The organism is Paenalcaligenes sp. Me52 (assembly GCF_050487965.1).
Classification (GTDB): Bacteria; Pseudomonadota; Gammaproteobacteria; order Burkholderiales; family Burkholderiaceae_B; genus Paenalcaligenes.
This window is the reverse complement of the sequence record NZ_JBKQFO010000072.1, coordinates 1-506: the sequence shown is the minus strand read 5'-3', so window position 1 is coordinate 506 and position 506 is coordinate 1. Positions and strand designations below refer to the sequence as shown.

The 506-nt window shown below is 43.9% G+C and carries 2 protein-coding genes; one reads left to right on the top strand and one right to left on the bottom strand.

The window, feature by feature from the left end:
- A partial coding sequence (locus ACLO87_RS17045) for a helix-turn-helix domain-containing protein (protein ID WP_430224379.1) occupies positions 1–146 on the bottom strand: 146 nt, incomplete at its 3' end.
- 152 nt (positions 147–298) lie between these two features.
- Here ACLO87_RS17045 and ACLO87_RS17040 point away from each other — a divergent pair.
- On the top strand, positions 299–506 hold a 208-nt coding region (locus tag ACLO87_RS17040), incomplete at its 3' end, for a Cox family DNA-binding protein (protein ID WP_430224378.1).

The window sequence follows — 506 nt, the reverse complement described above, 5'->3', positions numbered from 1 at the left end:
CGCATAACGATGCTGAGACCAGGGTCTTTATGCCCACTTTCGTAATTTTTGACTGTTCCTAGAGCTATCCCGCTAATTTCGCTGAATTTCGCCTGTGTTAAGCCTTCTGCTTTCCTAATCGCTTTCAGTTTTTCGAATGTCTGCATTTGACAGTAACCTATTGGTGACTTATATTCCCGTCAAAAGGTTGTGTATTGGTGACCTTTTGAGTGTGTTAGCCAGTCCCTAGAAAGGACAGGGGCGACCTAGAAGGGACTGGATCTAATAAGGGTAACACGAAAGCAAAAAGGGCTAATCAATGGAAGTCAATGACTATGTGATTCAGTACCCGATTGATGCGGTACATACGGTTAAGTTTGCAGAGTTACTTGGTAAGCCAGAAACGGCTGTAGTCAAGATGGTAAAAGAGAATAAATTGCCAGTTATTGAGCTTCGTGATCCAAGTAAGCCGAACGCTCGTGTCGGTGAGAAGTGGGTTTTCATTCCAGAGTTTAATCGCGCTGTAC